This window comes from Streptomyces sp. NPDC004435 (genome assembly GCF_042873895.1).
GTDB lineage: Bacteria > Actinomycetota > Actinomycetes > Streptomycetales > Streptomycetaceae > Streptomyces.
The window spans coordinates 327,167-351,076 of sequence record NZ_JBIAMB010000005.1 but is presented as its reverse complement, the minus strand read 5'-3'; the positions used below and the strand labels follow the sequence as shown (position 1 = coordinate 351,076).

Sequence of the window (23,910 nt, the reverse complement as noted above, 5' to 3'; positions counted from 1 at the left end):
AATCCTGTTACACCCCGCCGCAGGCGGGCGGCCGACCACGGCCCGAGCTACACCAGAGGCAGGAGGCGTACCCGGCGCGGCGCCGACAGTGTCCCGGCGAGGTCCTGGAGCATCCGCCGCTCCTTCTCGGCACGGTGCAGCGCCTCGGTGATCAGGGACGCCTCCGCCACGGCGACGGCCCGCTCGTCGTCGGTGAGCCGGAACCAGGGCTTCGTCCGGAGCCCGGCCGAGCCCAGCACCTCCCGGCGGGTCTCGTAGTAGTGGCGGGCGAGGGTCAGCGGCGGCATCGAAGTCGTCATGCCTCGTGGAACGTCACCCGCTCGATTCTGTGACAGCCGCCGCCCAGGCGCCTCGATGCGGCTGACCCTAATCCCTCCCGGATGCCGACGGTGTCTGAGCGAAGCGAAGGCACCGTAACTACTTAATGGGGGTACTTGATGTTGGTACTAAAGGCGCCTGACCTACCGGAAGCCGGTCCGCCGGAGTCCGGTTTCACCGGCGCCGGAAATTCAGGCCCCGGTCACCGGAGACTGAAAACCCGGCCCCGGTGGTGCTTCGGGGCCGGGCAGGGAAGCGCGGGTCAGCGGGTGCGTGCCTTGGACGCCGCGTTCTTCAAGTCGCGGACGTACTTCGGCGTGACGCCTCCGAGCTCGGCGATCTTGCTAGTGGGCCAGGAGTACGGCTCCTCCGTGAGCGCAAGCGCCGCCTTCCGCAGGAACGGCAGAGCGGCCTTCCTGCGGGCGGTCGCCACGGACACCGTCTCGGACAGGTCCGGCAGCCGATCGGCCGCGCCCTCGACGTACGGCAGGCCGGCCTTCTTTGCCGCCGCGCGACGCTCCTCCGCGGACATCCGCTCGTCGTCGTCGGCGGTCAGCGGGGCCGTCCGCTTGCCGTACAGGGCGAGGGTGCGCATCTGCCGGAACGCGTTGGGGAGCATGCCGAGGACACGGCCAAGGCCGCGGACCCCGTCGTAGAAGAACAGCGACAGCGCTGCCTGGTTGCGCTCCTCGGAGTACGCGGTGATCTCCAGGTCGGCCTGCTGCACGATGTCCATGGCCCTCTTGAACCGGTCATCGGTGCGAGCCAGTTCCCCGAGCTCTTCCTTGACGGCCAGCTCAGCATCGGCACGGAGCTTGGCGTGGTCGGGGATGCGCAGCAGGTGGTGAACACCCTTCTGGGACCTCTGCGGCTCGACACGGGGGGTCGAGCCGTCGGCAGTTCCGAGCGAGTGGTCGGTCATCTTGGCCTCCGTCGTATGTGGCACCGGGCCGGTGCCGGCGACGGCTGGGGCAACCCCATGCCGAGTGAACACGGAAATAGTACAGCCCACGGCGTGGAGGTGTCACCGCGGCCGTGGCTTGCTCCTCTTGAGCACCGCAAACCCGAGGCTTCCGACCAGCAGCATTCGACCGGTGACGTCCCCTGCCGTATTTCCCTTCGGCTGCCCCGACTCCTCGGTGAACGCGAACCGGCCCACCCTCAGCCCGCCCGTGCCCCTGAGCCGCCCGAGACCGAGCAGCCGGATCACCGCCACCACCCCAGGTACCCAGCACGACGCAGCGGCTTGAACTCCTCGCTCTCCGGCCGCCACGGCGCGCCCGCCCTGTACGCCGCCCGAGAACAGACGGCGAACACAGACCAGGACCTTCGCCCCACGCTCACCGTCATCCCGCACGGCTCGTACGAGGCCGCGCCGAACCGACGCACAGACCCGATCGAGAACAGCGTCCCCGAGTCCTCGCCGCCCGACCGGCTCACTGCCCAGCGCCCCCACCGATGCCACACCGGCGGGAGCAGCCACGACGCCTCCGTCATCGGCCCGCCACCCGCACCAGGGACCGCGCGCCGTCCGCCGCCAGCCGGTAGACGCCCCCGCCGCCGTACAGGACCTCAACGTCTTGAGGGCGCTGCGGCCGGCGCACCTTCCAGCCCGCGTCGTACGCCTGCTGCGGATGGTCCTCGAACCACCCGTTACACAAGGTGCACACCAGGAGAAGGTTCTGCGGCTCGTTCACCCAGCCCTCCCGAGCTCCGCCCATACCGCGGTTCACCCGGTGGTGGATCGTCAGCCCGTACGCCCGCTCGCACCGCACGCACCGCCCGCCGTCACGCTGATGGACGAGGTCCTTGACCTCGTCCGTCGGTCCGGTTCGCCGTCGAGCCACGATCGGTCTCCGTCCTGCCCCGCCGCCGGGCCGCGGGTGCGGCCCGAGCGAAGCCGGCGGGGCGAGCGGCAGGAGAGTGGAAGGCGGCCGTGCCTTACGTCTCGGGCTCCTCGCCGGGCTTCGAGGGCGTACCGTCGTGTTCCTCCAGGGCCCGGTTGACCGCGTCCAGGACCGCGACGGCATCCGGGATCGTCGCCCCCCAGACGTCCACCTTCCCGTGGCCGAGGTCGCCGAGGGTGAACTCGAAGAGGGACGAGGACGCCTCGCAGTCGTACGAGTACGTGCCCGGCGGCGCCTCGGCGAGTGGGCCGTCGGCGTAGTCGAGGTACGGGAACTCGATCTCGTCGACCGCCCGAGCGATCACCTTGTTCGGGATGTGGTCGAGCGTGATGGTCGCCCGCCCCTCGTCCACGCACACGCAGCCACCGCGACCGTCCTCCTCGTACTCAAGGCGCAGGATGGGGTGGCTGACCGGCCGCGGGTAGTCGGTGAGCGGCGGGAAGGCGGTCTTCAGCGCGGCGACGGCGGCCTCCAGGGCGTCGTTCCACTGCTCCTCCCAGGAGTCGATGGCGGCGGCGATATCGGCGTGCATGGCTGCTCCGTTCGGTCTCCGAGCACGCAGCCACAAGGGCTGGCCCCGGCAGGTGTAGGGACGAAGGAGCAGCATTCGGACGTCGCCCGCTAGTGTCGTGCGTTCCGCTCAAACGGGTCACCCTCGCCCGCAGCCACCCGCAGGGCCCCCGACCCGTGGCGTAGATCTACTCCGGGCGCCGCCCGCAGTTCGGGCAGGGCAGTTCGAGCCCCGGGCTGTAGACGGCCTCGCAGACCCGGCAGACCGTCAGGTGGATGTAGTTGCAGTCACAGCAGTCGTCAGTGCACGAGGACGGTCCCGGACACACGTACGGCTCGCGCTCGGGCAGGGGGCGCGGCAGCCGAGCCTTCGGCGGCAGGGTCTCCAGGTACGCGAGGTAGTCCGGGCGCTCCCGGGTCGGGCACCCTGCCGGGCAGGGACCCGAGAGCCAGGAGTCGTGCCCTGGGATCGGGTCGGCCTCCTCGCAGCGGGGTGCCACCCATGGGTCCCAGGCGGCGGGACTGTTCGAGTGGCGCAGGGCCGTCGCGGCTTCGGTGTACGACTCTCCGGTGGCCGACTGGCGGCGACGTACGGGGCCCTTGCGGGCGTGGTCAGCGGGCATGGCAGCTCCATGGGCATCCAGAGGGGGGATCTGAATGCGCTGGCGCCGAGCACCTTGTCCGAGCGCGTCAGCGGAGCCGACCACGCGGGCCTGCGCACGGCCCACCCCACGAACCCGCAGGGCACGCCGAGCGTAACAGCCCCCGAGCGCCCCGACGGGTGTCATCACTCGTACGAGCGACAGGGTGGCGGCCCCGCCTGTCCCTCGGCCACGATGCTCGGATGCAGGATGACGAACCGCTGGAGGAGTGGGCTCGCCGGCGCGACGCCCGCCAGGCCGCCTCGAAGGGCAAGAGGCGCGCGGTGCCGCTCGGCGAGGGGCCTCACCGCGGGGCCCACGTCGACCCCGGCGCGCCACGAGCGATCGAGGAGTGGACCGGCACGGAATGGACGGTGGTTGGCCTCGTCGAGGACCTTGCCGCCGCTCAGGCCCTGTTGTACCCGCCGTCGCCCGAGCAGGAGAAGCCTGCCGAGTGGGACCGGCCCGCGATGGGCAGGGGCCGAGGGCGGCATCGGAAGCCGACCCCGGCGGAGGAGCAGGACCGGTAGGTTCAGGCTCGCGGATTCACGAACGCCCCGAGCGGCTGTGAGGGATGCGCGGTTGAACCAGGGTCTGCGCGAGCTGACCCAAGTTCCGCACCACCGTGGTGTGCATGGTGGTGTTCAGGTGCGCCTGGTGCAGGGCATTCGCGTACTCCTTGTCGGGAGCCACGATGTCGCAGTAGGGCACGGCAAGGCTCATGGCGTCGATGTCGTAGATGTCGTTGGGCAGCCACTTCTTCGTACGGTTGCTGTGCATCCGGGCTTTGAGCACCGTGGTGACGCGCATGCTCGGCATGGACAGCACGAAGGCGTTCAGCGTGGCGATGTCCTTGTCGACGGCATCGGGGGCAAGGCCCCTAGCGATCAGCTGCGCGAGCAACTGGTCGAAGAACCCGACGATGAGCTCGCGACCCGCAATGACGTTGCGAAGTTCGGATTGCCGCCTGAACCGGTTGGGGTTCTCCCGTAGCCAGCCTTGCAGGACGCGCTCGGATTCCGCTCGCTGTTCCTGCTGGACCTCAAGAGACTTCGGGTCGTATCCCCGCGCCGCCAGCTTGGCTGCTTCGTCGTCGTCGGGGCCGGCGAGCATCCGGCGTTCGACCTCACCCTGGAGATCGGACATCAGAGCGCGGAACTTCGCAGCACCGATCTGCTCTTCCAGGTCGGCAGTGGAACGAGGGCCGCGGACCGACAGCTTGCCGGGCACGCCGAGCGCGTGGCCGAAGCCGATCTCCACCAGGCTCATCGGTGCCGGAGGCATCGCGGATGGACCGAACAGCGAAGTGAGCGCGGCGTCGATCTCCCGTTCCAGCACCGCACTGCGCGGTGGGAGGGTGGCGTACCCGGTGAGCTCTTCCATCACCGAGGTCACGTCCTGACGCTGCTTGGGGTCCTCCACCTGCCCGAGTTCCCTGTAGAGCTCGGGCGACAGCACAAACAGGCTCCGTTGGTCCCTGACCGCAGCACGGCATGCCTCCAAGGCGGCGCGATGCGCCGTACCAGTGGCCAGCCCCTTAGCGGCCTTTGCCAGGTTGATCCAGTGGCACAGGTCGAGATAGACGAGCTGCTGGGACGCGCTGGCCGGTTGCCACAGGGTTGGAGGCCAGCAGAGCTGAGGATCGGTCACAGAGTGAAGTATCTCCGTGAAGCAGATGGAACGCCCCAGGATTTCCGACCGGCACATTGGCTTCGGCGGCCGGGGAGTTGACCTCCCTCGGCCGCCAGAGCGCCGGTCAGACCGCCAAGTCGTATTCCTCGGGCCAGGGTTCGTCGGTCCACAGGTCGTCGTAGTGGTACAGGCCGGTCAGGTAGTCCCGGACCCGGCGTTCCCAGTCCACGCCGTGGAGCACCCCCAGGACATACGCGGCGACGGCCGGACATACGACATCACCGGATTGCTGGAACTGGCTGGAGCGGGAGCCCTGCCACGGGTACGACGCCCGGAAGGAGACGAGGACCCCGGCCTCAGCGGGCGTGAGCCGCAGTCCGTCCCGCTCGCGGACCCAGGTGCGGGTCTTGCCCGTCAGGCACCAAGAGGGCTTGTCCGCCGAGTAGGTGTTGCCGCCCTTGGCGCGCCCCGTGGCCGGGTCGACGGGCCGCTGGCCGCGCGTATTCACCCGCTCGCCCTCGTCCCACCCGAGTGCTTCGGCCATCGTGGTGGTCGGCAGGGGCTCCTTCGGCGGCTCCAGGGTGACCCAGCGGTACCGGGAGGCGATCATGAAGGCTCGCTTCCTGCGGGAGGCGACGCCGAGGTCTGCGGCCTCCAGGATGGCCCATGTGGTGCGGAACCAGTCGGCGCCGCCGAACTCGACGCTCAGCTCCTCCAGGATCTCCTCGGGCAGGTTGTTCGACTGCTCCATGACCATCCACTCGATGGGCGCACCAGCGGCCTGCAGGGCGAGCGGCCAGAGGACCACTTCGAGCATGAGGCCGATGCGCGGGTCGGTGAGGCCGTCGAGCATGGCGCGGACGTCGTCCCAGGTCTGCCCGTTTCGGGGGGCGTAGCCCTCGTGGTAGCCAAAATCGGCGCACAGCGGGCAGTCGTCTTCGAGGTCGGGGTACAGCTCGTCGCAGCAGACCTCGTCGAGACGGATGAAGCCCCCGGCCTCGCCGACGGCGGCGATGGCGTCGCGCAGGATGCAGATGTTGCTGCGGAGGAGTCCGGCACGCTTCCCGGCGGTGGAGAAGCTGGGGCACGGTGGGCTGATGATGACGCCGACGGTCTCGCGCAGCGCGGGGTGCTCGGGATCGAGCTTCGTGATGTCGGCGCATATTCGGACGTGCCCGGCGGCGACGGCGGTGGCGCAGGCGTCCGCGCTCATGTCGACGCCGACGACGTCGTAGGCGGTGAGGCCGAGGACGGTCTTGAGTCCTTCCGCCCAGCCCCCGGGGCCGGCGCAGAGCTCGATGACGCGCTTGCGGTCGCCAGGCTTGGAGGGGAGGAGCCAGCGGCCCGGCCAGGGCGCGGCGATCTGGTCCAGCTCGGCCATGACGCCCGCGGGGATGGGCTTGTCGGCGTAGTGGTAGTCCAGGAGGACGGTGTCGAGGAAGTCTTCTTCGGCGGCGGTCAGCTCGGACACGAAGGATGCTCTTTCGCTTTGGGTCGGTTGCCCGGTTGCTCTCCGGGCGGTGTCGGCGGCTGCTCTCCGCCAACAGAGAAAATAGTACAGCAGACGTCGCCGTGAAGTCGAATGTGCAGGTAAGCGCGTTGCTCGTGACGTGTGCTGGCGCTGTGCGCGCGGTTCTGGCGGGGTGGCCCCTGTCCCTCAGTCGGTGGGGCCAAGGGCAGAGAAGCGCGCCCGGCGGATAGGCCGGGCGCGCGGAAGGGGCGGAGCGGGTCAGCGGGCGAAGAGCGGCGCGAGGCTGATCAGGTGGTCGATGCCCACCCCGTGCAGCTCGGCGGCGACCGGCGAGCTGTCGCCGACGGGCGCGCCCGGGTCGGCGGGCGGAGCGACGTATCCGAACGGGCCGCTCGCCGTGCCGACGCTCAGCCCACCGTCGTCGAGGAGGTCGACCGTCGTGAACTGCGTCAGGTGCGCGGCGAGCCTGCGGCCCAGGGCGGTCTTCACCCCCCGGACGCGGCGCGGCAGTTTGGCGGGCTCGTCCAGGAACAGCGGCAACACGGCCTCCACCTCCCGGACGGGGCCCGAGAGCGCGAGGTCGACGGCCGGGTTCGCGCCGACCAGCGTCGCCCGGTACTCCATGCCGCTCCCGCTGCGCCAGACCAGAGAGTCGGAGTGAGGCAGCGGTCCCCGGCGCTCGGCCGGCTCGGCGCCGTGGGCGCGCAGAGCAGCCCCGATCAGTCCGAGGTGGGCCAGGCGCACAGGGGCGGCGTCGGCGGGCGCGGGTGCCTCGGCGAGAGCGGTCGCGTCGTCGAGGCGCGGCAGCACCAGGCGCAGGATCTCCCGCGCGATCGGCTGCGGGGCGAGCCGGTCCGTGACCGCGTCGGGGCGGTACGGCTCCCGCCCGTCGAGCTGGAAGGCGAGCTCGGTGCGCCACGCCTGAACGGCCACGATCACGGCCCCAGTGCGGCCGGTCTGCGTGAGGCGCGCGGCCGGACGGGTGGTCCACCACGCCGAGTAGGCGGCGGCGGTCCAGGCGTGGCCGTCTCGGTGCGGCAGGTGCTCGACGATTCGGTGGGCGAGTGCCAGTCCGGCGTGCCCGGGGGCGATGACGGTGCTCATGGGGTTCCTTCTCTTCGGGTCGACCGGCGTTGCTCTCGCCGGGGAGTGGAGCGGCGGGAGGCGGCTTACGTCGCCTCTCGCCGTGGGCTGCCCGGTGTTCACCGGGCGGGAGGGAGGGATGGGCGGCACCGTGCGGCCTGGCCATCGGGGTGTCAGTCGTGCAGCCAGGAGCGCAGTTCGCGCGGGCTCACGGCGTAGTTGTCGCGGGCGATCGACTCGAAGTCGGCCCGGGGGTTGTCGAGGAGCGTCAGCGTCGCGTTCACGATCAAGTCGTCGATGTCGTCGGGCAGACGACGGGGGCTGGCCCCGGCAACGAGCCGCACGCTGTCGTCGACAGCGCGGGCCACCTGGTCGCGGGTGAACTGCGCGACGTCGTCGTCCTCGCGGGTGACCGGGGTGCCGTTGCGGTGCTCCCGGATGGCGGCCCACGTGGCGTCGGGCTCGTCGAGCAGAACCAGCACGGCGGCCGATGCCCACACGAAGCGGTCCTCGCGGTCGGATCGGTTCGCCTCGTCGGTGGTCAGGTCGATGCCCGCGCTGATCGCTTCCCTGACCTGGGTGCGGGTGAACAGCTCGGGTACAGCCGGGACGGAAGCGGTGTCGAGGGCGGCGTTCAAAGGGTTCTCCGGTGTGGTCGTGGGTGAGCCGGCCGGAGCCGCAACGGTGCGGCCCCGGGGATGTGTGGGGCGCGCCCGGCGGCGCGCCCCAGGGTGGTCAGGCGGCGGCGCTCAACAGGCGCATCTCGCGGATCTCGCGAATCCTGTCGGCGACGAGGTGCGCGAGGGGGAGCAGCCCGTCGGCGGCGGAGGCGTACAGGAAGTGGCTGCGGCGGCTGCTGTCGTCCTCGTCCTCCAAGAACAGGTCTCCCTCGTCGTCGACGCCGAGCACGAAGCCGCGCACGCTGCCCGTACGCGTCAGGTGCGCGCCGACGCCGAAGGAGAAGGACTCGGCGTGCCAGTGGGAGCCGAGGAGCTGCACGGCGGCGCGGCCGATGTCCGAGACATGGAACGGGTACTCCGTGCCAGGGGCGGGAACGTAGCGGCCGTGCTCGTCGTGGGGGAGCGTCACGGTCACCGCGTCGGCCTCCTCGAACGCGACGATGGCGTTCAGGGCGGCCGTGGTCGCCGCTTGGTGCTCCGCGCGGCCGGACGTGGTCGGGCGGGCCGGGGCCGGGCTGACGGCTCGCAGAGCGCGGGTCAGGCGCTGGAGCGCGACGCCCCAGGGCTGTTCCGAGCTGCGGGGAGCGGCGTAGTCGCACATCTCGTCGAGACGGTCGATGAGTTCGGACGGATCGCGGTGCAGGAACGCGGCGTAGGCGCGGTGCGTGACGCGGGCGTCGGCGGCGAGCTGGGAGGCGGTGACGACGGCGGTGGTCATGGGGTGGTGCCTTTCGGGTGGGTCGGCGGCCGGTTGCTCTCCGGCCGGGAAGGGGCGCGCCCGGCGGCGCGCCCCCCGGGGGGTGGTCAGACTGCGGCGACGGCAGGGGCGGTGATGGCGGGGCAGTCGTAGCCGAAGCAGAAGCAGACGAGGAACTGGCCCCACAGGTCCCCGTAGCCGCACGAGCAGGTCGCCCATTCACGGACGCTGAATCGGACATCGTGGCCGGAGCACTTGGGGCAGGAGACGTGCTTGGCGACTACGGCCTGGCGGTTGCCGGGGCGGTGGTTGTCGACGTCGACCTCACCGGCCAGGCGCATCCACTTCGCCAGGACGCCGAGCACGGCGGTGAACCACGTCTCGGTGTCCTCGGCGGCAGCGGTCGTGTCGGCGTGGAGCCGGTCCAGGTCCGCTACAAGGGCGGCTTCCTCGGCTGCGTGCCGCTCCATCAGGGGCAGCAGCGGCTCCGGTATTGGCAGGGCGACGGCCGGAGAGAACGGGGCGACGATGTACGGCAGGACGCTGAGGGGCAGGCGTGCGTCAGGGTGAGCCCCCATCAGCTTCTGAGCTTCGGCGAGCGGGCGCATGACGGCCGGAAAGTTGAACGGGGTGGCCCCACAGGCTGACGCGGCGTCGTCGAGGTGGACAGCGATCGAGTGGAGCGCGCGCATCGTCGCGGGCGGAGCGAAGCGATCACGGCAGACGGCGGCGGCGACGCGGGCACGGGTCGCGACGGCGGAACGGGCAGGCAGGGAGAGGTTCACGGTGTGCTCCGGAGAAGGGGCCGGGGCGCTGGGCGCCCCAGCGGGGATGGTGGACGATCAGCCAGCGGCGGAGGAGGGATCGGAGCGTTCCGCCTCCCAGTCGCGCGTGGCCCGGTCGAGTACGTCGGTGCCGTCGGTGTCGGAGTCGATGTCAGCGAGGTGGAGTAGGTCGGTGATGAGGTCGGTGATCTCAGCGGCGGGGAACGCCTCGCGGAAGAGGTCCCAGGCGGGGCGTGCGTGGTCGGCCAGGGTGCGGACGGTGTCGGACACGGGTCTCTCCAGGGGTTGGGCCGGGGCGTGAGGGTGCGCCCCGGCCGGGGCTTGTGTCCGTCAGGCGGCGAGAGCGAGGCGCGCGAAGAGGGCGGCGGCCTGCTTGTCCTTCGGCCGGTAGACGGCGAGGACGGCGGCGATCTGCGCCCGGGTCCACAGGGCGAACTCGACGAGCTTGGAGACGCGGCCCTTGAGCTTCTTGCGCTTGGTGCCGGTGGCGGCCGGGGTGTGACCGAGGGCCTTGGCCTTGCGGGTGACGGCGCCGGAGAAGCGGTGAGCGGTGGCCGGGTCGAGACCGCCCGCGATCAGGTGGGCGGAGACGGCGGCGACGCCGGTTGAGACGGCCTGCGCGGCCTGATGTGCGGCGCGGTTGTCTCGGGCGCGGTGACGGAGGACGGCGGCGGCGCGGCGGGCGTTGGCGGAAGCCATGGGGATCTTCTTTCGCTTCGGGTCGGTTGCCCGGTTGCTCTCCGGGCGATGTCGGCGGCTGCTCTCCACCAACAGAAAAAATAGTACAGCAGGCGTCACAACGTGTCTAGCCGGGAAGGGTGATCGGATCGACTTGGGTCATCTACCTGCGTGTTCCTGTGCTGGGCTCCGATCTGGACGGCTGTCGGTGGCGGCTGCTGTGTCTACAGATCCAGGGTGAACAATGTGTCTTCCTGCGGCGGCTCCGCCCCACGCGCCCGCCTGCCCGGGGCGGGCGGCGCCCCCACCTCGTCACCGAACAGGGCCTCCGTCCCGTACGAGTCCGGCACGGCCGGCACGCGGCCACCGCCCCCGGGAGGTCGGAGGCGCAGCGGCGCAGTCATGTCGAAGTCGGCCCGGGTCATCTCCCGCCAGTCCCGCCCCTTCACGCCCCGACCTCCGTCGCGGCGACGGGCGCGGTCACCGTGCGAGCCTCGCCCTCCGACTCCGAGACCTCCCATCGCATCGCGGTCGCGGCCTCCACCTGCGCCCGAACCTGTTCGTAGGCGAGCTGCGCCGCCTCCTCCGGGTCGGCCGCCTCCACGTCCGCCGACCACGTCACGCTGAACGGGCGCCGGACCGGCCCGCTCGCGGCCTTGGCGCGCTCCACCCGCTCGGCGCGCACCACGATCACGGGCAGGTTGGCCCGCTCGATCACGCACGGTTCGCCCGCCTCTGCCGGGGACAGGCACACGTACCGCCACGCGAGATCCGCAACACGAGCGTGATCGGCCAGGGTCCACGCTTCCAACTTGGCGCACTCCTCACACGCCCTGCCAGCGCACCCGGGAGGCGAGGTGGGCGCGGCCGGGAACGGCTGAGGGCAGTGGTCGACGCGGCGCGCCCCGAACTGCTCGTCGGTGAACGCGACGACAAGGTCCCCGGCTTCCACCTCCCGGGCCCGAACGGCGACCGCGTCGTCGAGCGTGAGCCCGTAGGGCAGCGGCGAGTCGAACTCGTCGTCATCCGTCGGCCGGTCGTCGACGTGAAGGGACACGGTGCCGTCGGCGAGCGTCATCAAGCGCATGGGGGTTCCAATCCTGTCTGGCGGGTGGGGAGATGGCCGGTCACGACTCGTCGTCGGGCTCGTGGCTCCGGTACGGGAAAGGGCTGTCCGGGTCGTCCAGGAAGGCGAGCACCGCCCCCGTGAACAGCTGCCGGTCGTCCGGCTGGCCGAAGTCGAAGTAAGCCGACAGGCGGTCGAATGCGTCGTTGGCGGCCCGCTCGACGCGCTCCCGGCAGTAGCGCCGCACGGGCGTCGGAAACGCCCCGTTCCTCGCCCACGCGGGCACGATCACGAGAAGTTCGTCAGCGTTGTTGAGCTGGCAGACCGGGTCCAGGCCGTCGCGCGGCCAGACCGTGAGCGCGACCGGATCGGTGAGGTACGTGAACGGGTCCGAGCGGACGGCGGCGCACATCTCGCACGGGCACGCCGGGTCGAGGGGGCGCGGCCGGGCGGCGTACGGGACGCAGCCGTACGGCAGGTAGCTGACTCCGGCGGAGTGGCCCGGGTCGTGGCCGTAGACCTCCCCGAGCACAACGTCCCCGCGCCGGACCCGGTCGGCGCGCACGATGCGCACGGCGGCGGGGTCGAAGTCGTACGGGTGAGTGCCGGCCGGGCGCGCGGACAGGAGGACGGGGCGCGTCGTCGGGTCGAGGTCGAAGTACGTGGGCATCGCGGGTCCTTCCCGGCAGGGTGGGCGGGGGCGCAGCGGCGCGGCTGCGCCCCCGGGGTGACGGTGGTCAGTGCTGCTGGCGCCACTCGGCGTCGAGCGCGACCAAGGCGCTCTCGAACTCCGGGCTGCCCGGCGTCTCGTCGAGGTCGGCGATCAGCGTGCGGCCGTCCGGGTTGTCGGTGCGGGAGCCGTCGGCGTTCGTCCATCCGTACGGCGGGCGGCTGGCCACCGTTACGCACAGATCCATCGCAGAGCCGACGCCCTTGCACTCGGCAGGAACCGTGCGCGGGCCGCAGATGCGGTTGCCCATCGTCCGGCAGTCCCAGCCGCTCTCGTCCTCGTCGATCCGGCCGTCCCGGTTGTCGTCTCCGCGCTCGGCGGACAGCGGAACGGCGACGACTTCCACCGGGTGGCCCGCCCGCCCGGCGGGCGAGGTGCCCTCGGTGAGAGGCGAAGCCGAGGCGAGCGCGAGAACCGTGCCCGCCGCAACGGCGACGAGGAGCGCCGCGGGGCGCGGCAGGTAGGGACGAAGGCGCGATGAACGCATGGGAGTTGTCTCCAGAGGGGGGTCGGGGGCCCGGTTGCTCTCCAGGCCGGTGGTGCGCTCCGAACGCTACACAGCGATGAGGAAAAAGTACAGCAGGCGTCGCTTGGTAGTGAGCTGGAGAGTGTTGTTGGACTTGAATGCTTAGTAAATGGTCGTGATGTTGCGCATCGCGTGACGTCTGCTGTACTCTTTTTGTGTCGGCGGGAAGTGGTCGCCGACAACGCCCGGAGAGCAGCCGGGCACCGACCCAGAGCGAAAGGCACCACCATGTCCGTCAGCCTCGACAAGACCCCCTACGCCTTCACCGTCTTCCTCGTCGATGGAGCACCCTTCGGCGTCGCCCTCACCCCCCAGGACGACGACGAGCGCGACGCGATGTACCTGGAGGCGCACTTCGGCCTGTGCCTCGACGTGTACGAGGTGACCGCGATCGACCGCTACGAAGCCTTCAGTAAGGGCGTCGAAGCCCACGCCAGCCTCGTGGCGATCAACGAGGCCATCGAACGCGCCGAAGCCTGACCTTCCCGCGCTTCCCGGCCACGCCCCGCCCCGCACGGCGGGGCGGGCCCCATCCCGCGCGCCCAACACCCGATGCCGGCGCCCCGCACCCCATGACCCTCCCCTCGCAGAGGAGCACCCCCATGCCCACCCCGACCTTCACCATCAGCCCCCGCCTCTACCCCCACCACTACGCCAACGGCCAGGGCGGTGGGCAGGCCGACCACACGCGGTACATCAACGGCCGCCCGTTCTACTTCGAATGGGCCTGGAACGCCGAAGGAGCCGTGGAGCTGCGCGTCCGAACCCTCGTGCCCAACCCCACGCCGTACCTCGCCGAGGGCTGGGAGACCATCCACGACCTCCGCAACTTCTAGGCCCCATCAGGGCCACCGCGCCCCGTGACCAACCAGCACCTCTACGCGTGCGCGCGCGTAGAGGTCTCGCAAAACTCGCGAAATCTCGCGTTCCACCCCCATGTGAGGACCCCTGATGACCACGGCCATCACCACCCCGGTACTGACCGCCGAGCAGGTAACCGTTGCGCTCGACTGCTGGGACCGTCCCGTTGCGGTAGTGCCCGACGCCGTTGCCGCCCGGCTCGCCGCCGCCTCCTGCGAAGAGGTACGGGACTACGGATACGGCCATCACGAATCCCGCCGCTTCGCCGCCGACTCGTACGAGACGCGGGCCGTCCGCGCCATCTTCAAGGCCCTCGTCGACTCCCACCCCGACGAGCCGGGTGTCCGCCAGTTCGACCGGTACGGGGTCGGCTACTTCTACGGCTTCGTCGTCGGCATCTCCGGCTGGGACTGCTCCACCGGCTTCTGGAAGGACCGCGAGGTCGCCCGGAGCCTCTCCGTGGCTGGCATCCACGTGAACCGCGACGGACGCAGCCACTTCGGCTCCTAGCCGCTCACCGGCGCCCGCCACGAAGGCGGGCGCCGACCCACCCCACCAGCAGCAGAAGGCAGTCCGCCATGCCCATCAACCTCGTCAAGCCCCTCCGTACCTTCACCGTCCTCCACCAGCGCGGAGAAGTGCTGCACGTCGTCCCCGCACGCGCCGAACTCCAGCCGGACGGATCGCTCGGACCGTACGCCGCCGCCTGGCAGGACATGTTCGCCCGCGGGCTCAAGGCCACCGAAGTCCAGGCCGTCGACCGCCGGTCCGCCGTACAAGCCGCTGCCGGAGAGGTCGGCCCGTACATCTCCGAACGCGACTGGCTGGTCCGTCACATCGACACCCGCGTCGGGCGCAGCGACTGGCCGGACCTGTCCCTGCCCGTACGGGAGCGCACCACCGTCATCGACGTCCTCCTGGAGACCGGCTTCCAGCCCCACGTCGACCCCACGGGGCCCGCCATCGAATGGGAGCCCGCCACCACCACCGAACGACGTGACTGGCTCGCTCGACAGCCGACAGCCGTCCTCCTGCGCTGGTACGGGCACGCGCGCGGCATCAAGCGTCCAGCTGTGACGCCCTGGGGCTGACTCCCCTCCGCAGACCTCCGGGGGACGACGGGCCCCGCGCCGGCCGACCGCTGCGCGGGCCCGGACCTCCCCTCCATCCCGACCCCGAAGAGGTATCCGTGAACACCGACAGCTCCGCCCGTACCCTGGCCCACCGCTCGACCCTCACCGTCCCCGACGCCACCACCATGCTCGACACCGTCCGCTGGGTCTCCGCCCAGTGGCTGAAGGGCAAGTTCGGTTCGAGCGCTGTTCCCGCCGGAACCGGGCAGCACACCATCGCCCCCAGCACGGTCCTGCTGACCGAAGCCGCCTACGACGACACCGGCGCCGAGTACGCCACGCGAATGCAGCTCCGCGAATACCAGCCCTCGGCCACCTGGCGCACCACCATCACCGCCGTGCGATCCACCACCGGCCCGGGGACGGTCGGCGTCGACCTGGAATGCTTCCCCAGCAGCAAGCGCCCCCCGCGCACCGCGAAGCCGAAGATCGTCCGAGAGCTCGTCACCGAGCTGGAGGCGTACGACGGTCCCTCCCGGCTCACCCCCGAGGCCCTGCGCGTCACCGCGGAACAGGTTCCCGCCCTGGTGACCATGCTCCGCACCCCCGACCGGCACAAGCCCCTGATCGTCGCCGCCCGACCCACCCAGAGGCATCCGCTGTGGGTGGAGCGCGTGGCCGGCACCGTGCACGCCGTCTCCGGGGACGCCTCGGCCTACCTGCTGTGGGACCTTCCCGCCATCGACGCCTTCCGCGAGGCCGTCGGCTACGACCACCGCGTCAACGCTGGTGCCGTCCGCGTCTACCTACCACTCGTCGACCCTGCGTGGGCAGCCGACGGGGCCCGGCACCGTGTCCTGGGAGCGCCCCGCTGGACCAACCCAGAAGACCGGGCATGGCGCAGCATCACCACCAACATCCTCTCCATCGCGCGGGAGCAGCCGATGCCGCAGCAGCTCGCGGCCGTCGAGTTCCCGAACCGGGTCGCCGAACAGCACCGCCAGGAGCGCCAGGAGACCCTGGACAAGGCCCGCCAGGTCGCGAGCGCCCCCTCCGGCGAGCCCGAGGATCAGCTCACGAAGCTCCGCGCGGAAGTGACCCTGCTGAACGGGCTGCTGGGTCAGGCCGACGAGGAGCTGACGGAGCTCGGCCGCGCCAAGGGCCTGACCGAGCGAGCTCACCTGTCCGCCCGCAGTGAGCTGGCTGCCGTCGCCGCTGAGCGAGACGCCGAGGTCGAGGACCACCTCGCCACCCTGGACGCACTGTCGCAGGCCCGAGCGGAGACGGACCGGCTCCGGGTGATGCTCCTGCGCCAGGACCGCCATGACGAGGCGGAGCAGGCCGGAGCGGGGCTCCCCGGCGTTCCTGGCTCGTTCGAGGAGCTGTGGCAGCGACTGGAGGAGTGGGATCGCCTGCTCGTCACCGCAGACCGGCGCACCGCCCTGGGGCTTGACGTTCACCCCCAGGCGCGGACCTGGGCGGCGAAGGCGTGGACGGCCCTGGGCGCCCTCGACTCCTACACGGCGGCGGCCACCGACGGTTTCACCGGGAACTTCTACCAGTTCTGCCTGACCCCACCGCCCGGGGCCCGTCCCTACCCTGTCCGGCACGTCGCGATGGCGGAAAGCCCGCCCACGATGGAGAAGTACGGGCACGAGCGCCTTTTCCCCGGCCCGGACGGACGCCGGGTCGAGATGCAGGCCCACCTCAAGCTGGGCGCACGCGGCACGGTCGCACCCCGGCTGTACTTCCTGGACGGGGCGAAGAGCACAGAGGGCGCGGCTGCCGGCCGACTCGTCGTCGGGTACATCGGCCCTCACCTGCACAACCAGATGACCAACTGATACAGCGTGCGGCGCCATGGGGCGCATGAGGCTTATTGATCTGGGATTACTAGACCAGCGGTGACGCCTGCTGTACTATTTTCCTTGTTGGTGGAGAGCAGCCGCCAATACCGACCCGAAGCGAAAGGGACTCCTGTGTCCGTCGCCTTGTATATGCCCACCGTCGAGGAACTGACCGCCATATGCGGCCCGCTCCGTGCGGTCCTCGCCGACTCCGGCCCCATCGGCATCCAGCCCGAGCACGCCGATGTCTACTCGTTCGAGATCCTGGGTGGCCGCACGCTGCGCGAGTCCGTCATCAACGACGTGACCGGCCCCGTCCTGATCATCCGCCTCCTCGACTACCGCGACCCCGTCGCCGAGTCCCAGCGGTTCGCCGTCGAGAAGTGGTCCACGGTCGGCTTCCGCACGGTCGACCACACCGCCCGCATCGTCTGCGACGCCGAGTACGAGCGACAGGTCCTCGCCGAGTTCGCCAACCCCTCCCTCCCCGTCGGCCCGGAGAGGTCCACGAGCAGCCTCGCCGCGTTCTACGACGCCACCGACGTCCTCTGACGCCCTCCCACCAGGGCGCAGGGGCACATACGTCCCTGCGCCCGCCTCACCGGCAAGGATCCACCGTGACCACCACCCTCGCTCGCAAGGCGCACGCCACCCCGACCCCTGCCCAGCGTCGCGCACTGCTCGCCGCACTCGCCGACCCCAAGGGACGCGTCCCCGAATACACCAGCACCCGCGTCCTCGACGCCATCTACCTCGCCCGCTGGGTGAACGAGGTGACCAACACCGGCCGCGCCGCCTGGAACGCACGGCTCCACGGGTACGAGGGCCCGACGTTCCTCTCGATCAACTCGCGCGGGCGCGCCGCGCTCCTCACCGAGGCCGGGCGCACCGCGCTCCGCGAAGCCGGACCGGACGGGCGACTGCCGGAGGGCACCGCCTGGCCGACGGCACGGACGCTGCACCGAGACGGCCTGGTCGAGTACCGCGACGCCAACGGCATCGTGTACCCCACTGACGGCGACGACGGCGTACGCGGCCCGCTGTACGCCCCCCACGTGACCGAACTGGGCCGCCGCATCGTCACCGGCTTCCCGCAGGCACACCGCGCCGCCTGACCCTGTCGTATCCGCCGCGCCGCCCATCTCCCGGCGGCGCGGCCCCGGCGGAGAGCAACCGCCGGACCGACCCCCAACGAAGGAACTCCCATGTTCAACACCCTCGTGGCCGAAGCCCTCACCGCCGCCGGCGTCCCTTGGTTCATCGAGGAGGGCGAAGACCTCCTGATCGCGCACCGCCCCGGCACCACGGAAGACGAAGCCATCCACTCCGAGCAGGTCACGGTCACCCGATACAACTCGGGCAAGCCGGGCTACGTCGCGGTGGCGTACGAGCCGGACGGGCTCCCGGACTACGCCGAGACCGGGATCGTCTTCGACGCGCCGCGCGGCGACATCCACCAGTGCGCCCGTGCCGTCGCCGAATGGTTCGCCGAGCCTCGCCCGACTGCCGGAGGCGTGCTGCTCGCGGCGCTCGCCGAGCGAGGCATCACCGCCCACAGCGACGACGTCGGCATGAGCTACGCCATCCCCGTCGGCCCGGCCACCCCCGCCGCCGACGTCCGCAACGGGCTGCACCTGACGGTGGGCGACCGCAACCCGTCGGTCGAGCACGTCCCCGCCGCGCACACCGGCTGGACCCTCTTCCTCCACGACCAGAACGGCGAGCCCGTCGGCAACCCGCTGTTCAGCAGCGGCGACGGCGAAACCCCCGTCGACTGCACCGCAGACTCGGCCGCCGTCGCGAACATCATCGCGAGCGTTGTGAACCACCCCGCCTGATCGCCCCGCCGTCGCCGCCCACTCCACCTGCCCCCACCTGTTGAACCCACCCGGGGCGTGGCCATGAGCCGCGCCCCGACCCAGCCGGAGAGCAACCGGCCACCGACCCGAAACGAAGGAACTGCTCGTGCTGTCCGAGAGCAAGCTGTCCTACTGCATCGTGAAGATGCCCCCGGCCAGGCGCCGCGCCATGCTCGCCGCCATCGACATCGGCGGCCATCTGCCCACCAACACCCCTGGGAGAGTCCTCGACTCGATTCCCGAGACGTGGGCACGCACCGACACGAGGACCGGGCTGCGGTGGCTCACCGAAGCGGGAGCGAGCGCTCTGCTGAACGTCGACCGCTTCCGTAAGCTCCGGCGCGCCGACCCCGAGAAGGGGATCGTGACGGGGCTCAGCTACGCGGAAGGACGCGGGTTGACCCGTGACGGCCTGATCGTCTTCCTCGACCCGCGCGGGCGGCCGGCGGACCCCACCGACAGGTGGATCACCGGTGCCGTCCCCTATATCACCCCGCGCGGCCGGAAGGTGGTGGGTATGCCGCTCGCGGCCCCGGCGCTCACCGCACGCTTTCCCCTGTGGTCCTGGGCCATCTGGAGACGCCCCGGGCAGCCGGATGTTCATGTTCAAGTCCACAGCTGGCCCATGCTGGACGGGAAGGTACGCGTATGGCTGCCTAAGGAGCACTGGAATCGGCCAGAGCGAGAGGTGCCGGTGACCGAGCTGCGCCCCCTTCCTCGTCGAGTCCGTGTTCTTCCCCGGCCGGCCCCGGCGTCCGGTCCGGTCAGGTCCGCCCGCGCCCGCCTGGCCCGCATACAGAGGGCGCCCTTCCGCCGGGTCGGGCGCTCCGGCCACCCGTAGACCTCCGGCCGCTGGCAGCTCCGCGACATGCCCGTCACGCCACGAAGTCCCCCGAGACCGCCCTTGGTCTCGGGGGACTTGTTCGTTCGAGTCGGGCTCGTGGGTCAGGCCGCGCGCACCGAGGCCGGGAGCATGGCGCCGACGGCATCCGTGATGAGGTTGGCGGCCTGCTCGATGTCGGCCTCGGTGGTGGTGTGCCCGATGCTGAAGCGGAGGGTCGCTCGGGCCTGGGCGCGGGTGAGGCCGATCGCGGTCAGGACATGGGAGGGCTCGCCGCTGCCGGTGTTGCAGGCCGAGCCGGTGGACGCTGCGATGCCCGGAAGCCGGTCGAGGAGGTCGGCGGCCTCGATCCCGGGCAGGGTGAGGCTGAGGTTCCCGGGCAGCCGCCGGTGCCGGTGACCGTTGACGGTGGCGCCGGGCACCGAGTCCAGGAGGAGGTTTTGGAGCCGGTCGCGCAGGGCCCGGACGCGAGTCGGGGACGGGACGGCGTCGCTGGTGACGAGGTGAGCGGCGGCGCCGAAGCCGACGATGGCGGGGACGTTGGGCGTGCCGGCGCGCAGCCCGCGTTCCTGCCCGCCGCCCGTCTGTTGCGCGACGATGCGTGTGCCGCCCCGCAGGTAGAGGGCGCCGATGCCCATGGGGCCGTGGAGTTTGTGCGCGGACACCGAGGCGAGGTCGACGCCGAGCTCGGAGACGTCGAGCAGCCCCCACCCGGCGCTCTGCGCGGCGTCCGTGTGCAGGACGATGCCGCGCGGGCGGGTGATCTCCGCGATGGCCGCGAGCCGCTGGAGGGTCCCGATCTCGTTGTTCGCGTGCATCACTGAGACCACCACCGTGCGCGGGGTGAGAGCCGCGGCGATGTCGGCGGGGTGGGCACGCCCGTGCTCGTCGACGCCGACGCGGGTCATCGTGTAGCCGTGGTGGTCGACGAGCCGCTGGCAGGCCGCCAGGACGGCCTTGTGCTCGATGGCGGTGGTGACGACGTGCCCGCCGTGCGGCCGAGCTTCGAGGGCGGCACCCATGATCGCGAGGTGGTTCGCCTCGGTGGCCCCGGAGGTGAAGACGATCTCCACGTCGCTCTTCGCTCCGACGAGGTCGGCGACGCGCCGACGGGCGTCCCGCACGGCCTGGGAGGCGGCGCGCCCCCGGGCGTGGGAGCTGGAGGGGTTGCCGTACTCGCGGGTGAGGTACGGCAGCATCTGCTCCAGGACGCGTTCGTCCAGCGGAGTGGTGGCCTGGTGGTCGAGGTAGATCGGTTCGGTCATGCGGCCCGTTCCTCGCGTCGGGCGGCGGCCGGAGCCGTCGCGGCGTACTTGCGCTCCCCGTCGACCAGGTCCCAGTAGATGGTGCGGGGCTCGTCGAACACGGAGAAGGCGGTGGCCAGGCAGCGCCAGTTCTGGTTCGGCTGGGACCGGGCCAGGAAGAAGGCGTCCTCGAACAGCCGCTGCGTCCGCCGGGCCAGCAGCTCGCGGGTGGGCTGCGGGCCGAACAGGTGCAGGAAGCCCTGTTCGCGCAGCCAGGCTTCCGCGTGTGCGGCGCCGACGTCGCCGTGCAGGTGTCCGCCGTCGGTGAGGGTCTGGGTGGCCAGGCGCTGAAGGCGTCGCTGCCGGCGGGCGTCCTCGCCGCCGGGGCACAGGTCCCCGGTGATCTTCCACTCGTTCCACCGGGGTGCCTGGAAGCGGTCGAAGTCGACGTCGTCGAGGTGCGCCGTGACCTGCGGCGGGATCTGTCCTCGGGTCAGGTCGGCGACGTCGTAGCCCGGCCCGAGGGCCTCCAGGGTGAGCGACCCGCGCTGTCCCCGGCCGGGCCGGTCCATGCGGACGAGGACGGTGAGGCGGTTGGTGAAGCGGTTCGTGGGCTCGGCGAGGATGACGGCCCGGCCGTCGGCGAGCAGCGCCGCCGCGCGGGAGGGGATCTCCTCGACGGGGAAGGTGTTGCCGCCCCGGTAGTACTGCTTCTTCTCGACGCCGCCGTCGGAACGGATCATGAGCGTCTGCGTGCCGACGGCGGCGGCGAGCACGCGGGCGGCGGTGCGGACCTCGGCCGCGCCGTGGCCGGGCTCGATGGCGCAGGCGTTGAGGACGGGCAGCCCCAGCGAGTGCAGCAGCGCCATCGTCTGCCACTTCGGCCAGCGCCGGTCCTTGGCCGCGGTCGTGAGTTCGCTGGAGTGGAGCGCGTGTAACGGGCGGGGCAGGGAGGTCGCCATCGGGCTGTTCCCTTCGCTGGGTCAGGCGGCGTGGGAGCCGCGCAGGTCGGCGGTCAGCGCGGCGTACGTGAGATCGCGGTTCTCGGTGAAGGGGTGGTCGCGCCAGTCGTAGAACTCGGCCATGCCGAGCTGGTCGGCGCAGACCCGGCGGACGAACTGGCGGGCGAACCCGGTCGACGGCCAGTAGTAGTGCTCGCCGGGCCTGGGGGAGAGGTAGAGGTAGGAGCTGTCCCCGGCGGCCGGCAGCTCCGCCATGGACGCCAGCCGCAGGCCGGGGCCTCCGGTCTTCTCGTACGCGGCCGTGATCCCGTCGGGGTCGGGGACGGGGATGAGGTGCAGGTGGCAGTGGGAGCAGCACGAGGCGCCCAGCTCGCAGTCGCGCGGGCCGTGCTCGGCCAGGATCACCGGCCCGTAGCGGGCCTGGATCAGCGTGCGCATCTGCTCCGTCTCCTCGGCGACCCGCTCCAGGTCGGCGGACGCGATGTCGGCCGCGGCGTCCAGGTGCTCCAGCGGCATGAACAGGCTGTAGCCCGGCGTCAGGGCGCCGATGGTGGGCAGCAGCACCCACCCGTTGGAGGTTTCGGTCATGATCCGGGTCTTGCTCTCGCGCGCGGTGAACTCGGTGCAGAACTGGCAGTCCATGAGGGTTACCTCCGGGACGGGCCGACGGTGAACTCGTCGGCGTATCGGCTCTTCAGGTCGGCCGCACGGCCGTAGAACGTGTGGGGCGTGGTCTCGTCGTCCTGGACGCCTTCGAGGGCGAAGACGACCAGGCGGGCCACCGGCATGCCGTGGTGCAGGCGCAGGGCGGCGGGGCCGGTGTTGAGGAGTTCGAGCGTCAGGTGGCCGTTCCAGCCCGGCATGACGAACGGGCTGGTGACGTGGACGGCGAGACCGACGCGAGCCAGGTGGCTCAGCCCGCCGATCATGCCCATCAGCGCGCCGCCGAGTCGCAGCGGCTCGGCGACCGCGCCCAGCAGGACCCCGCCCGGCGCCAGCTCGTAGGTCTCCCATTCGGTGACCGGCTCGCCGTAGAGGCTGTCGATGCTGGACTGGTCGGCGAGGTCGATCACCTGCCGGCCCCGGTCGATGAGGGGCTGAAGCGGTGCGCCGAGTGACAACAGCAGCCCGTTGCCGCGCAGTTGACCGTCCCAGTCCATCGTCCCCTGCTCGATCGCGGAGGAGATTGACGTGGCTGAAAGCATGACGCACCCCCTGAGACGTGGATCGCGGTGGAGTTCATCGCCTTCCGTTCGAAGGTGACTGCTGAGATGTTCCCGTGGATAGTCCGCGATATCCATATGTCCGATTGGACATTGAAAGGTTTTCTCGGGGTGAAATGTGGAGAAGTTCAGTTTTGCTGAACGCTCGGACAGTGCAAGCTAGTTGAGGAATCCTCAGGGAGGAGCGCCATGACGTCTTCGTTACCGCTGGGGCCCTTGAAGGTGCAGGGACCCGAAGCATTCTGGGCTGATCTGCTGTCCTGCTCCCCGCATCTTCTGGACCTGACCTGGGACCAGATGAGGACGCTGATCGTCGTCCACCAGGCCGGGACCGCGCTTGCCGCCGCGCGGGTCCTCGGGCGAGAGCAGTCGAGCGTGCAGAAGCAGCTCGACATCATCAACCGCAACTACCAGGCGCTCACCGGCGAGATGCTGGTGGTCAAGCAGGGCCGCGGCATGGACTTCCTGTTCACCCCCACCGGTCTGGAGGTCGTCGAGCGTGCCCGCGCCACCTTCGCCGACTGGCTCCAGGGCGTGGCCGACTCCCGCCGCCGGCTCGGCTCCACCCTGACGGTGGGCACGACCGAGTTCACCCTCGGCTTCCTGGGCAGAGTGTGGGAGCGGGTGGCCCCGGAGTTGCAGGAGCGGGAGGTCGAGCTCAAGGTCGTGCACGTGCGGACCCGGGACTTCTGGAGGCGCCTGGACTCCAACCAGGTGGACCTCCTGTGCGGAGGGCTCGCCGCCGAGGTCGCCGTCGGCCGCATCGCTCCCGAGTACGACTTCCTCGAATGGCACCGCGAGGGCCTGGCCCTGCTCACCAACCTCCCCGTGCGCGAGCTGGGCGCCAAGCCCGTCGGAGTCGAACGCCTGAAGACGCTGCCCCTGGTCATCCCCTCCCGGGGAGTGATCACCGACTTCGTCGAGCGCTGGTACGGCCCCGACTTCCGAGCACAGCTCCAGATCGCCGCCGAGATCGACGACATTTACTACGGCCTCGCCCTGCTGCGCTCCCGCATGACCTACGGCTGCATGCTCTGCGCCCGCTCGATCGGCGAAGCCGCGGTGGACGGACGACTGCCCACCGGGGAGGGGTTCCGGCTCGTCGACTTCGCCGATGACTTCGACCCTATGCTCGAACTCGTCTCCGGCGTCTTCGCCCGCAAGGGCGAGCGCGAGACCTACGACTCCTCCCACCCGCTGAACATCCTGTGGGAAGCCTTCCGCGAGGAAGCAGCCTCCGGACGCCCCCTGCCCCTGTGACCCCGAAGGAGTCCGC

General features: G+C 71.0%; 31 protein-coding genes. 11 read left to right on the top strand and 20 right to left on the bottom strand.

Going from position 1 to position 23,910, the window contains the following annotated elements:
- Window positions 1-47: 47 nt before the first annotated feature.
- From ACFYT9_RS11700 to ACFYT9_RS11680, 5 genes are all read right to left on the bottom strand, one after another.
- The gene (locus tag ACFYT9_RS11700) at window positions 48-299 is read right to left on the bottom strand and encodes a hypothetical protein (protein WP_389162472.1); all 252 of its coding nucleotides are present in this window, start codon (window positions 297-299) and stop codon (window positions 48-50) included.
- 281 nt (window positions 300-580) lie between these two features.
- Entirely contained in the window at window positions 581-1,240 is a 660-nt protein-coding gene (locus ACFYT9_RS11695) for a hypothetical protein (protein WP_389162470.1), read from the bottom strand.
- 571 nt (window positions 1,241-1,811) lie between these two features.
- Complete coding sequence (locus ACFYT9_RS11690) at window positions 1,812-2,165, bottom strand: HNH endonuclease (protein ID WP_389162467.1); 354 nt, start codon at window positions 2,163-2,165, stop codon at window positions 1,812-1,814.
- A gap of 94 nt (window positions 2,166-2,259) precedes the next feature.
- The gene (locus ACFYT9_RS11685; protein WP_389162464.1) at window positions 2,260-2,757 is read right to left on the bottom strand and encodes a hypothetical protein; all 498 of its coding nucleotides are present in this window, start codon (window positions 2,755-2,757) and stop codon (window positions 2,260-2,262) included.
- A gap of 166 nt (window positions 2,758-2,923) precedes the next feature.
- Window positions 2,924-3,358: a hypothetical protein gene (locus tag ACFYT9_RS11680; protein ID WP_389162461.1), complete on the bottom strand. Its 435-nt coding sequence runs from the start codon at window positions 3,356-3,358 to the stop codon at window positions 2,924-2,926.
- A 221-nt stretch (window positions 3,359-3,579) separates the two neighbouring features.
- Here ACFYT9_RS11680 and ACFYT9_RS11675 point away from each other — a divergent pair, with 221 nt between their 5' ends.
- Complete coding sequence (locus ACFYT9_RS11675; protein ID WP_389162459.1) at window positions 3,580-3,906, top strand: DUF6087 family protein; 327 nt, start codon at window positions 3,580-3,582, stop codon at window positions 3,904-3,906.
- 16 nt (window positions 3,907-3,922) lie between these two features.
- Here the strand turns inward: ACFYT9_RS11675 and ACFYT9_RS11670 are convergent, their stop codons facing one another.
- From ACFYT9_RS11670 to ACFYT9_RS11620, 11 genes are all read right to left on the bottom strand, one after another.
- Complete coding sequence (locus ACFYT9_RS11670) at window positions 3,923-5,026, bottom strand: hypothetical protein (RefSeq protein WP_389162456.1); 1,104 nt, start codon at window positions 5,024-5,026, stop codon at window positions 3,923-3,925.
- Window positions 5,027-5,132: 106 nt separating this feature from the next.
- Window positions 5,133-6,479 (bottom strand): DNA cytosine methyltransferase, encoded by a 1,347-nt coding sequence (locus tag ACFYT9_RS11665; RefSeq protein WP_389162453.1) that lies wholly within the window; start codon window positions 6,477-6,479, stop codon window positions 5,133-5,135.
- Window positions 6,480-6,737: 258 nt separating this feature from the next.
- Window positions 6,738-7,583, bottom strand: a complete 846-nt coding sequence (locus tag ACFYT9_RS11660; RefSeq protein ID WP_389162451.1) for a hypothetical protein — start codon at window positions 7,581-7,583, stop codon at window positions 6,738-6,740.
- A 152-nt stretch (window positions 7,584-7,735) separates the two neighbouring features.
- The gene (locus ACFYT9_RS11655; protein WP_389162449.1) at window positions 7,736-8,200 is read right to left on the bottom strand and encodes a hypothetical protein; all 465 of its coding nucleotides are present in this window, start codon (window positions 8,198-8,200) and stop codon (window positions 7,736-7,738) included.
- A gap of 97 nt (window positions 8,201-8,297) precedes the next feature.
- The gene (locus tag ACFYT9_RS11650) at window positions 8,298-8,960 is read right to left on the bottom strand and encodes a hypothetical protein (RefSeq protein WP_389162446.1); all 663 of its coding nucleotides are present in this window, start codon (window positions 8,958-8,960) and stop codon (window positions 8,298-8,300) included.
- Window positions 8,961-9,046: 86 nt separating this feature from the next.
- The gene (locus tag ACFYT9_RS11645; RefSeq protein WP_389162444.1) at window positions 9,047-9,724 is read right to left on the bottom strand and encodes a hypothetical protein; all 678 of its coding nucleotides are present in this window, start codon (window positions 9,722-9,724) and stop codon (window positions 9,047-9,049) included.
- 57 nt (window positions 9,725-9,781) lie between these two features.
- A complete protein-coding gene (locus ACFYT9_RS11640) occupies window positions 9,782-9,994 on the bottom strand; it encodes a hypothetical protein (RefSeq protein WP_389162442.1) in 213 nt (70 codons plus the stop codon).
- Window positions 9,995-10,054: 60 nt separating this feature from the next.
- Window positions 10,055-10,423 carry a hypothetical protein gene (locus tag ACFYT9_RS11635; protein WP_389162441.1) on the bottom strand — a complete coding sequence of 123 codons (369 nt, stop codon included), beginning with the start codon at window positions 10,421-10,423 and terminating at the stop codon, window positions 10,055-10,057.
- A 424-nt stretch (window positions 10,424-10,847) separates the two neighbouring features.
- On the bottom strand, window positions 10,848-11,480 hold the full coding sequence (locus ACFYT9_RS11630) for a hypothetical protein (RefSeq protein WP_389162438.1): 633 nt from the start codon (window positions 11,478-11,480) through the stop codon (window positions 10,848-10,850).
- 49 nt (window positions 11,481-11,529) lie between these two features.
- Complete coding sequence (locus tag ACFYT9_RS11625; RefSeq protein WP_389162435.1) at window positions 11,530-12,138, bottom strand: hypothetical protein; 609 nt, start codon at window positions 12,136-12,138, stop codon at window positions 11,530-11,532.
- 67 nt (window positions 12,139-12,205) lie between these two features.
- A complete protein-coding gene (locus ACFYT9_RS11620) occupies window positions 12,206-12,685 on the bottom strand; it encodes a hypothetical protein (RefSeq protein ID WP_389162433.1) in 480 nt (159 codons plus the stop codon).
- A 267-nt stretch (window positions 12,686-12,952) separates the two neighbouring features.
- Between ACFYT9_RS11620 and ACFYT9_RS11615 the strand changes: the two genes are divergently transcribed.
- From ACFYT9_RS11615 to ACFYT9_RS11575, 9 genes are all read left to right on the top strand, one after another.
- Window positions 12,953-13,204, top strand: a complete 252-nt coding sequence (locus tag ACFYT9_RS11615) for a hypothetical protein (RefSeq protein WP_389162430.1) — start codon at window positions 12,953-12,955, stop codon at window positions 13,202-13,204.
- A 122-nt stretch (window positions 13,205-13,326) separates the two neighbouring features.
- Window positions 13,327-13,560 carry a hypothetical protein gene (locus ACFYT9_RS11610; protein ID WP_389162428.1) on the top strand — a complete coding sequence of 78 codons (234 nt, stop codon included), beginning with the start codon at window positions 13,327-13,329 and terminating at the stop codon, window positions 13,558-13,560.
- A 115-nt stretch (window positions 13,561-13,675) separates the two neighbouring features.
- Window positions 13,676-14,095: a hypothetical protein gene (locus ACFYT9_RS11605; protein WP_389162425.1), complete on the top strand. Its 420-nt coding sequence runs from the start codon at window positions 13,676-13,678 to the stop codon at window positions 14,093-14,095.
- A 68-nt stretch (window positions 14,096-14,163) separates the two neighbouring features.
- The gene (locus ACFYT9_RS11600) at window positions 14,164-14,676 is read left to right on the top strand and encodes a hypothetical protein (RefSeq protein WP_375887916.1); all 513 of its coding nucleotides are present in this window, start codon (window positions 14,164-14,166) and stop codon (window positions 14,674-14,676) included.
- Window positions 14,677-14,774: 98 nt separating this feature from the next.
- Window positions 14,775-16,502, top strand: a complete 1,728-nt coding sequence (locus ACFYT9_RS11595; RefSeq protein WP_389162422.1) for a hypothetical protein — start codon at window positions 14,775-14,777, stop codon at window positions 16,500-16,502.
- Window positions 16,503-16,637: 135 nt separating this feature from the next.
- Entirely contained in the window at window positions 16,638-17,057 is a 420-nt protein-coding gene (locus ACFYT9_RS11590; RefSeq protein ID WP_389162420.1) for a hypothetical protein, read from the top strand.
- 65 nt (window positions 17,058-17,122) lie between these two features.
- Window positions 17,123-17,620, top strand: coding sequence for a hypothetical protein (locus ACFYT9_RS11585; RefSeq protein WP_389162417.1), 498 nt, complete (start codon window positions 17,123-17,125; stop codon window positions 17,618-17,620).
- A 90-nt stretch (window positions 17,621-17,710) separates the two neighbouring features.
- Entirely contained in the window at window positions 17,711-18,343 is a 633-nt protein-coding gene (locus ACFYT9_RS11580; RefSeq protein WP_389162414.1) for a hypothetical protein, read from the top strand.
- Between the two features lie 127 nt (window positions 18,344-18,470).
- Window positions 18,471-19,205, top strand: a complete 735-nt coding sequence (locus ACFYT9_RS11575) for a hypothetical protein (RefSeq protein ID WP_389162412.1) — start codon at window positions 18,471-18,473, stop codon at window positions 19,203-19,205.
- Between the two features lie 104 nt (window positions 19,206-19,309).
- On the opposite strand, the gene ACFYT9_RS11570 is transcribed toward ACFYT9_RS11575, so the two are convergent.
- From ACFYT9_RS11570 to ACFYT9_RS11555, 4 genes are read right to left on the bottom strand one after another with little or no spacing between them, the layout of a single operon-like run.
- The gene (locus ACFYT9_RS11570; RefSeq protein WP_389162410.1) at window positions 19,310-20,470 is read right to left on the bottom strand and encodes a cysteine desulfurase family protein; all 1,161 of its coding nucleotides are present in this window, start codon (window positions 20,468-20,470) and stop codon (window positions 19,310-19,312) included.
- A complete protein-coding gene (locus tag ACFYT9_RS11565; RefSeq protein ID WP_389162409.1) occupies window positions 20,467-21,411 on the bottom strand; it encodes a hypothetical protein in 945 nt (314 codons plus the stop codon). The genes ACFYT9_RS11570 and ACFYT9_RS11565 overlap by 4 nt, the downstream gene beginning before the upstream one ends.
- Window positions 21,412-21,432: 21 nt before the next feature.
- The gene (locus ACFYT9_RS11560; RefSeq protein WP_389162407.1) at window positions 21,433-22,053 is read right to left on the bottom strand and encodes a hypothetical protein; all 621 of its coding nucleotides are present in this window, start codon (window positions 22,051-22,053) and stop codon (window positions 21,433-21,435) included.
- A gap of 5 nt (window positions 22,054-22,058) precedes the next feature.
- The gene (locus tag ACFYT9_RS11555; protein WP_389162405.1) at window positions 22,059-22,616 is read right to left on the bottom strand and encodes a hypothetical protein; all 558 of its coding nucleotides are present in this window, start codon (window positions 22,614-22,616) and stop codon (window positions 22,059-22,061) included.
- Window positions 22,617-22,823: 207 nt separating this feature from the next.
- On the opposite strand from ACFYT9_RS11555, the gene ACFYT9_RS11550 reads away from it, so the two are divergent.
- A complete protein-coding gene (locus ACFYT9_RS11550; RefSeq protein WP_375887943.1) occupies window positions 22,824-23,894 on the top strand; it encodes a LysR family transcriptional regulator in 1,071 nt (356 codons plus the stop codon).
- Window positions 23,895-23,910: the final 16 nt, after the last annotated feature.

Coding starts and splice junctions, on each gene's coding strand:
- ACFYT9_RS11700 (WP_389162472.1), bottom strand. CDS start 299: ATGACGACTTCGATGCCGCCGCTGACCCTCGCCCGCCACTACTACGAG.
- ACFYT9_RS11695 (WP_389162470.1), bottom strand. CDS start 1,240: ATGACCGACCACTCGCTCGGAACTGCCGACGGCTCGACCCCCCGTGTC.
- ACFYT9_RS11685 (WP_389162464.1), bottom strand. CDS start 2,757: ATGCACGCCGATATCGCCGCCGCCATCGACTCCTGGGAGGAGCAGTGG.
- ACFYT9_RS11680 (WP_389162461.1), bottom strand. CDS start 3,358: ATGCCCGCTGACCACGCCCGCAAGGGCCCCGTACGTCGCCGCCAGTCG.
- ACFYT9_RS11675 (WP_389162459.1), top strand. CDS start 3,580: ATGCAGGATGACGAACCGCTGGAGGAGTGGGCTCGCCGGCGCGACGCC.
- ACFYT9_RS11660 (WP_389162451.1), bottom strand. CDS start 7,583: ATGAGCACCGTCATCGCCCCCGGGCACGCCGGACTGGCACTCGCCCAC.
- ACFYT9_RS11650 (WP_389162446.1), bottom strand. CDS start 8,960: ATGACCACCGCCGTCGTCACCGCCTCCCAGCTCGCCGCCGACGCCCGC.
- ACFYT9_RS11635 (WP_389162441.1), bottom strand. CDS start 10,423: ATGGCTTCCGCCAACGCCCGCCGCGCCGCCGCCGTCCTCCGTCACCGC.
- ACFYT9_RS11630 (WP_389162438.1), bottom strand. CDS start 11,480: ATGACGCTCGCCGACGGCACCGTGTCCCTTCACGTCGACGACCGGCCG.
- ACFYT9_RS11625 (WP_389162435.1), bottom strand. CDS start 12,138: ATGCCCACGTACTTCGACCTCGACCCGACGACGCGCCCCGTCCTCCTG.
- ACFYT9_RS11620 (WP_389162433.1), bottom strand. CDS start 12,685: ATGCGTTCATCGCGCCTTCGTCCCTACCTGCCGCGCCCCGCGGCGCTC.
- ACFYT9_RS11615 (WP_389162430.1), top strand. CDS start 12,953: ATGTCCGTCAGCCTCGACAAGACCCCCTACGCCTTCACCGTCTTCCTC.
- ACFYT9_RS11610 (WP_389162428.1), top strand. CDS start 13,327: ATGCCCACCCCGACCTTCACCATCAGCCCCCGCCTCTACCCCCACCAC.
- ACFYT9_RS11605 (WP_389162425.1), top strand. CDS start 13,676: ATGACCACGGCCATCACCACCCCGGTACTGACCGCCGAGCAGGTAACC.
- ACFYT9_RS11600 (WP_375887916.1), top strand. CDS start 14,164: ATGCCCATCAACCTCGTCAAGCCCCTCCGTACCTTCACCGTCCTCCAC.
- ACFYT9_RS11580 (WP_389162414.1), top strand. CDS start 17,711: ATGTTCAACACCCTCGTGGCCGAAGCCCTCACCGCCGCCGGCGTCCCT.
- ACFYT9_RS11570 (WP_389162410.1), bottom strand. CDS start 20,470: ATGACCGAACCGATCTACCTCGACCACCAGGCCACCACTCCGCTGGAC.
- ACFYT9_RS11565 (WP_389162409.1), bottom strand. CDS start 21,411: ATGGCGACCTCCCTGCCCCGCCCGTTACACGCGCTCCACTCCAGCGAA.
- ACFYT9_RS11560 (WP_389162407.1), bottom strand. CDS start 22,053: ATGGACTGCCAGTTCTGCACCGAGTTCACCGCGCGCGAGAGCAAGACC.
- ACFYT9_RS11555 (WP_389162405.1), bottom strand. CDS start 22,616: ATGCTTTCAGCCACGTCAATCTCCTCCGCGATCGAGCAGGGGACGATG.
- ACFYT9_RS11550 (WP_375887943.1), top strand. CDS start 22,824: ATGACGTCTTCGTTACCGCTGGGGCCCTTGAAGGTGCAGGGACCCGAA.